A 5255-nucleotide genomic window follows, 5' to 3' on the forward strand; every position below is an offset into this window, starting at 1 on the left:
GCCACGAACTCATCCAGGATCTTCGTCTTCTCCATCGGTGGCGCGCCGCTGTAGCGCGCTCGCAATGCCTCGATCAACTCCTTGCGTGTTGCCATGCTGATTCGCCTCGTCACGTAGTGCTGCTCCCGTCGGACCATCCGACAGGTAGCAAGTTACGTGAGGCAACAGGTCAGCTCGGGTAGCAATTCCGACGAGTCAATGCGCCGAAGGCTCTCTCGCCACCGCCCCACGCCGGACAAGCTAATTGTCGCCAACCACCAATCGGTACCGCGCCCCCTCGGGGTCAGATCCGATGCGCTGCGGATGGCGTGAAGGGGTGATAGCGAGTAACGTCCGTGAAAAACTGACCCCTCCAGCTGGCTTTCCCTGCTTGCTCGGCGACGACGGGATGCGCAATTCTTCGGACTTATAGGTCGAAATTGGTGGGCATCATGATGACGTCGCGAATGGTCATGCCGCGTGGCCGCGTGAGCATGTACCTCACAACGTCGGCCACTTCGCTGGCCTCGAGCAGGCTACCGGAATCTCTGGCTTCCTTCAGCTTCTCTGGCGGCCAGTCGGCGAGCAGTGCGCTGATAACGGGTCCGGGGGAGATCGAGCCGACCCTAATGCCGTGCTTGAACACCTGACGTCGCACTGTCTGGACGAAGCAGTTGATCGCCCATTTGGACGACGCGTAGACTGGCTCCCATGGCGTCGGAAAGTGGGCCGCCAACGAACTCGTGACGATGATGTCTCCCGTCCGACGCTCGATCATGTGCGGCAGCACGTCGTGGACGTTCTTCATCACGACGTTGACGTTGAGATGCAGCATCCGGTCGATGGCCTCGGTGTCCGCATCGACCAGGTCGCCGCCGACGTAGGTTCCGGCATTGGCGTGCAGGATGTCGAGCTGGCCGGCCATCTGTAGCACTCTCGGCGCCAGCGTCGCGCAGTCTTTCGGGTCGAGCAGGTTGATGACCAATGGGATGACGGCGTCGCCGTGCTTGTCGCAAAGCGAACGCAGCGCTGCATCGTCGCGGTCAACCATCACCACGCGTGCACCCGCCRTCAACATCGCTTCGGTGCTTGCCAAACCAATGCCCGACGCGGCACCCGTGACGACGGCAACCTTGCCTTCCAGTTCTCTTGCCATATTTCTCTTCCTGTTGGGCGCACTTGAAGTGCAGTTGCCCGGTACGTTAGTAAGTTGGATTCGACGGCGCTAGCCGCAGGCGTTGAAATAGTCTTGTTGTGTTCGTGACTTTGATGGTCAGTCGCGGCCTCTGTTTGGGTGGTGCAGCCTTCGTGGCTGTCCTTGACTATCGCGACCCAGACGGTCCATTGACTCGACCGCTAATTTCTCTGGCCGCCTATGTCGGGAGTACCCGAAAGCGTCATCTGCAGTTAGCCATTCTTAGTCCACGGTGATCATTGATCATTCAAGGCTAGCCAGTCACCATCCGCACTCCTTTGCAAAAAAGTACAACAAAACCAGCCTGTGCCGCATCATCTGGCCCCAGGATTCGGCAATGCGGCGCCACCAAAGCGGGTATTTGCTTGGCGGCGGAACTCGCTGGGCGTCATGCCCTTGATTTCCAGAAAGCGTCGGTTGAAGTTGGCCACGTTGTTGAAGCCCACTTGGTAGCAAATGTCAGTCACGTAGTGGTCGGTCTGCATCAGCAGGTGGCACGCGCTGCTGATGCGCATTTGGTTCACGAAATCGGTGAAGTTGTTGCCAGTGGAGCGGCGGAAAAATCGGCTGAAGCGGCTTTCCGTCATGCCCAGTTCGGCCGCGAATTCGGCCATGGAGATGGGTTCGGCCAAATTGGCAGAAATGCGGGTGACGATGCTGTTGATCTTGTCGACGTTAGCGTCGCCGTTAATGCCATCCAAGCCTTGCATCTGCACGCTGGACAGCAGCCGATAGTCGGTGCACCGCGCCAGCTCGGCCAGGAGTTCGCAGAAAAGGCCAAATCGCTGTAGACCTCGAACTGCCCTCATGCTTTCCCAACGGTTCCGCGCGACATGCGACATGCCGAAGAACTCGATGCCGTTGCGCGCACGCTCCAGCAGTTGCATCGCGTCTCGCAGTTCGGGAATGTCGACCGCCGCACGCTCGATCGGCTCGTGGCGAAACTGGATCACGAGGTCGCGTTGGGCCACACCGCCCTCCGGCGCGTCCAGAGAGATCCAGTTGTGCGGCAGGCGCGGCCCGCACAGTACCAGGTGGCCTGGCTGGAACGGTCCGATCCAGTCGCCCACGAAGGCCTTGCCCGAGGTAGCGACCATCAAGTGCAACTCGTACTCGTCGTGATAGTGCCAGCGCGCCAGCGGGGTCGGGTAGCCGTGCACCATGCAGCGCACCAGTCCGACCTCAGGCGCTTCGTAGCCCAGCGAGGGTGAACGCGTGTGATCGCGTTCCGCCTCGGGCTGTCGCTTCCTTGGCAACTGGTGGTGGCGTTCGGAGGCCGTCATGGCGTTATTCTCCTGCGGCTAAGCGGCACATCAACCCTGTCAACCCTGACGCAGCGCTTCGTCTGGCCCTTGTGCGGGTCCTCGCAATTGGAACGGGCCGTCGACGTCTTCCGACATCGGCTTTTCAACCCAAGAAGGCGTGAGGCCGGCATGGTGTCGATCACTCATGCGGAAAATCCGTCGACATAGGCGGCAACACGCTGGCTCGCGCGGCGCACCGCATCGACCAGGCGCGCGTCGCCGGCGGTGCCACCCCACAGCGAAGCCTCGGCGCAAATCGCCGCCACTGGATCGGCTGCGTCGCAGATCGCTTGCGCCACAGCCGGGTCCATGCTTTGATCCTGGTAGGTGTATGACAAGGCGCCAACGTGCCAGCGCTGCAGGAAGGCCAGGAACAGCGCCGGCAGCATGGCCACGCTATCGATGCTGCGGCCCTGCGCCAGGCACTCGCGCACCGTCGGCGCAATGAAACCAGGGATCTTCGAGAAGCCGTCCATGGCCACGCGCTGGTTGGTGTCCCGCAGGGCCGGGTTGGCAAAGCGGTCGAGCACCACGTCGCGGTAGGTCGGCAGGTCGACCGGGCTGTCGGCGTCGGGTTGGCTCAGGCATGGGATCACGTCGTGGGTGATGTAGTCCCAAGCCATCTGCCGGATGGCGGGCGTGAGTGTGCCTTCGTGGATGAACTGAAGCCCGGCCAGGGTACCGGCCCAAGCAATGCAGCTGTGGCTGGCATTGAGGATGCGGATCTTGGCCTCTTCGTAAGGCTGGACCGATGCCACGAGTTCCGCGCCGACGCGCCCCCAGTCCGGCCGTCCGGCGATGAAGTCGTCTTTGATCACCCACTGGATGAAGCTTTCGCTTGTGACCGGCGCGGCATCGTCGACGCCAGTGGCGGCCTTGACGCGGGCACCCAGTTCAGGCGGCGGCCGCGGCGTGATGCGGTCGACCATCGCGTTGGGGCAGCTGGTATGGGTCTTCACCCAGGACAGAAGTTCGAAGTCGCCCGCCTGCTCGATGAATTCCAGCAGCCCGCCGCGAAAGCGCTCGCCGTTGTGGCGCAAGTTGTCGCAGTTCTGCAAGGTCACCGGGCCGCCATCGGCGGCCCTGCGGGCGCGCAGGATGGCGCAGATCGCGCCGTAGATGGTGCTGCCGGGTTGGCCCTGGCGCGCGCGCTCGATGTCGGCGGCGAGGTCGGCGAATGACAGGTCCAGCCGGTGGCGGTCGTCAAGGTAGTAGCCGGCCTCGGTGACGGTGAACGACACGATGCGGGTCGACGACGCGGCGCCGCGCGCGATCACGGCCGCCAGGTCGGCCTGGTACGGCAGCACCTCGCGGATGGCCGTAATGCGCTGGTAGTTGTAGCTGCCCGCCGGCGTGACGGTCTCAAGCGTGTAGGCACCCCCTTGGGCAGCCAGCGCCGCGAGCACGTCGTTCATGTCGGGGCGCAGATTGGCGCCCGCGATCGACCAGCGGGCGTCACCGGCGTCGATCAGGCGCTGCAGATACACAGCCTGGTGCGCGCGATGGAAGGAGCCGAGACCGAGGTGCAGGACCACGAACTCGGTGGCGGAAACGGAAGCGCTGCTCATGTTACTGCTCCGAGGGCGTGCTCAAGCGTGAATCGTCAGGCCTTCGCGGTTGAAAAGATGCAGCACCGACGGGTCGAGTTCGACGCCCACGTCGTCGCCCACGCGCAGTGGCGTGCGCACGTTCTGCCGCGCGATCAGCGGGATGCCGCTGACGTCGACATGAATCAGCGTGTCCGCCCCCAGCGCCTCGATCAGGTCGACCTTGCCCGGCACGCCGAAGCCGCTGCCCGGATGCACGCGCAGGCCCTCGGGGCGTACGCCGAGGAAGCCGTCGCTCGGCAACTTGCCGCCGGTCTGTGATGAAAAATTTGGGATGGCCGAAGCCGGCACCATGTTCATCGACGGCATCCCGATGAATTGGGCGACAAACTGGTTGGCCGGACGGTCGTACAGGTCCATCGGCGTGCCCACCTGCTCGATGAGGCCGTCCTTCAGCACCACCACGCGGTCGGCCAGCGTCATGGCCTCGACCTGATCGTGCGTCACGTAAATGCTGGTGGCGCCGAGCGACACATGCAGTTTGTGGATCTCGACACGCGTGTTGCCGCGCAAGGCCGCATCGAGGTTCGACAGCGGCTCGTCGAACAGGAAGACCTTCGGCGCACGCACGATGGCGCGGCCGATCGCGACGCGCTGGCGCTGGCCGCCCGACAGTTCCTTCGGCGTGCGATCGAGGTACTGCGTGAGGTTGAGCTGCTTCGCGGCGTAGTCGACCTTCTTGCGAATCTCGTCCTTCGGCACGTTGGCGAGCTTCAGCGCGAACGACATGTTGTCGGCCACGCTCATGTGCGGATAGAGCGCATAGCTCTGGAACACCATCGCCAGGTCGCGCTTGCCCGAGGGCGTTTTCGTGATGTCCTTGCCATCGAGCATGATCTGGCCGCTGGTGGTCGGCTCCAACCCGGCGATCAGGCGCAGCAGCGTCGATTTGCCGCAACCCGAGGGGCCTACGAAGACGATGAACTCGCCCTTGTTGATCTCGAGATTGACGCCGCGGATGATGTGAGCTTCGCCGAAGCTCTTATTGATGTCGCGCAGTTCGAGGTAAGCCATGTCTGTGTCTCCTTGATTGATTACTTGACGGCGCCGAAGGTGAGGCCTTGCACCAGTTGCTTCTGGCTGAACCAGCCGAACACGACGATGGGCGCGATGGCCATCAGCGAGGCGGCCGACAACTTGGCCCAGAACAGGCCCTCGGGGCTTGAGTAC

Annotated in this window: 4 protein-coding genes and 1 pseudogene; all 5 read right to left on the minus strand. The window is 63.1% G+C overall.

The features are described from left to right. Positions 1-406: 406 nt before the first annotated feature. On the minus strand, positions 407-1135 hold the full coding sequence (locus AC1DY5_RS40940; RefSeq protein WP_478120164.1) for an SDR family oxidoreductase: 729 nt from the start codon (positions 1133-1135) through the stop codon (positions 407-409). Positions 1136-1488: 353 nt separating this feature from the next. Continuing rightward, positions 1489-2457 carry an AraC family transcriptional regulator gene (locus AC1DY5_RS40945; RefSeq protein ID WP_478120165.1) on the minus strand — a complete coding sequence of 323 codons (969 nt, stop codon included), beginning with the start codon at positions 2455-2457 and terminating at the stop codon, positions 1489-1491. 164 nt (positions 2458-2621) lie between these two features. After that, positions 2622-4046 (minus strand): D-arabinitol 4-dehydrogenase, encoded by a 1425-nt coding sequence (gene dalD / locus AC1DY5_RS40950; protein ID WP_478120166.1) that lies wholly within the window; start codon positions 4044-4046, stop codon positions 2622-2624. Between the two features lie 21 nt (positions 4047-4067). Further along, a complete protein-coding gene (locus AC1DY5_RS40955; RefSeq protein ID WP_478120167.1) occupies positions 4068-5099 on the minus strand; it encodes an ABC transporter ATP-binding protein in 1032 nt (343 codons plus the stop codon). A 20-nt stretch (positions 5100-5119) separates the two neighbouring features. Next, positions 5120-5255: pseudogene (locus tag AC1DY5_RS40960) on the minus strand (carbohydrate ABC transporter permease); the annotation flags it as partial.

The sequence above is a fragment of the Variovorax sp. P4_D9 genome (genome assembly GCF_056401695.1).

Excerpts from the sequence above, each read along its gene's own strand:
- AC1DY5_RS40945 (WP_478120165.1), bottom strand. The coding sequence starts at position 2,457 with ATGACGGCCTCCGAACGCCACCACCAGTTGCCAAGGAAGCGACAGCCC.
- AC1DY5_RS40955 (WP_478120167.1), bottom strand. The coding sequence starts at position 5,099 with ATGGCTTACCTCGAACTGCGCGACATCAATAAGAGCTTCGGCGAAGCT.
- dalD (WP_478120166.1), bottom strand. The coding sequence starts at position 4,046 with ATGAGCAGCGCTTCCGTTTCCGCCACCGAGTTCGTGGTCCTGCACCTC.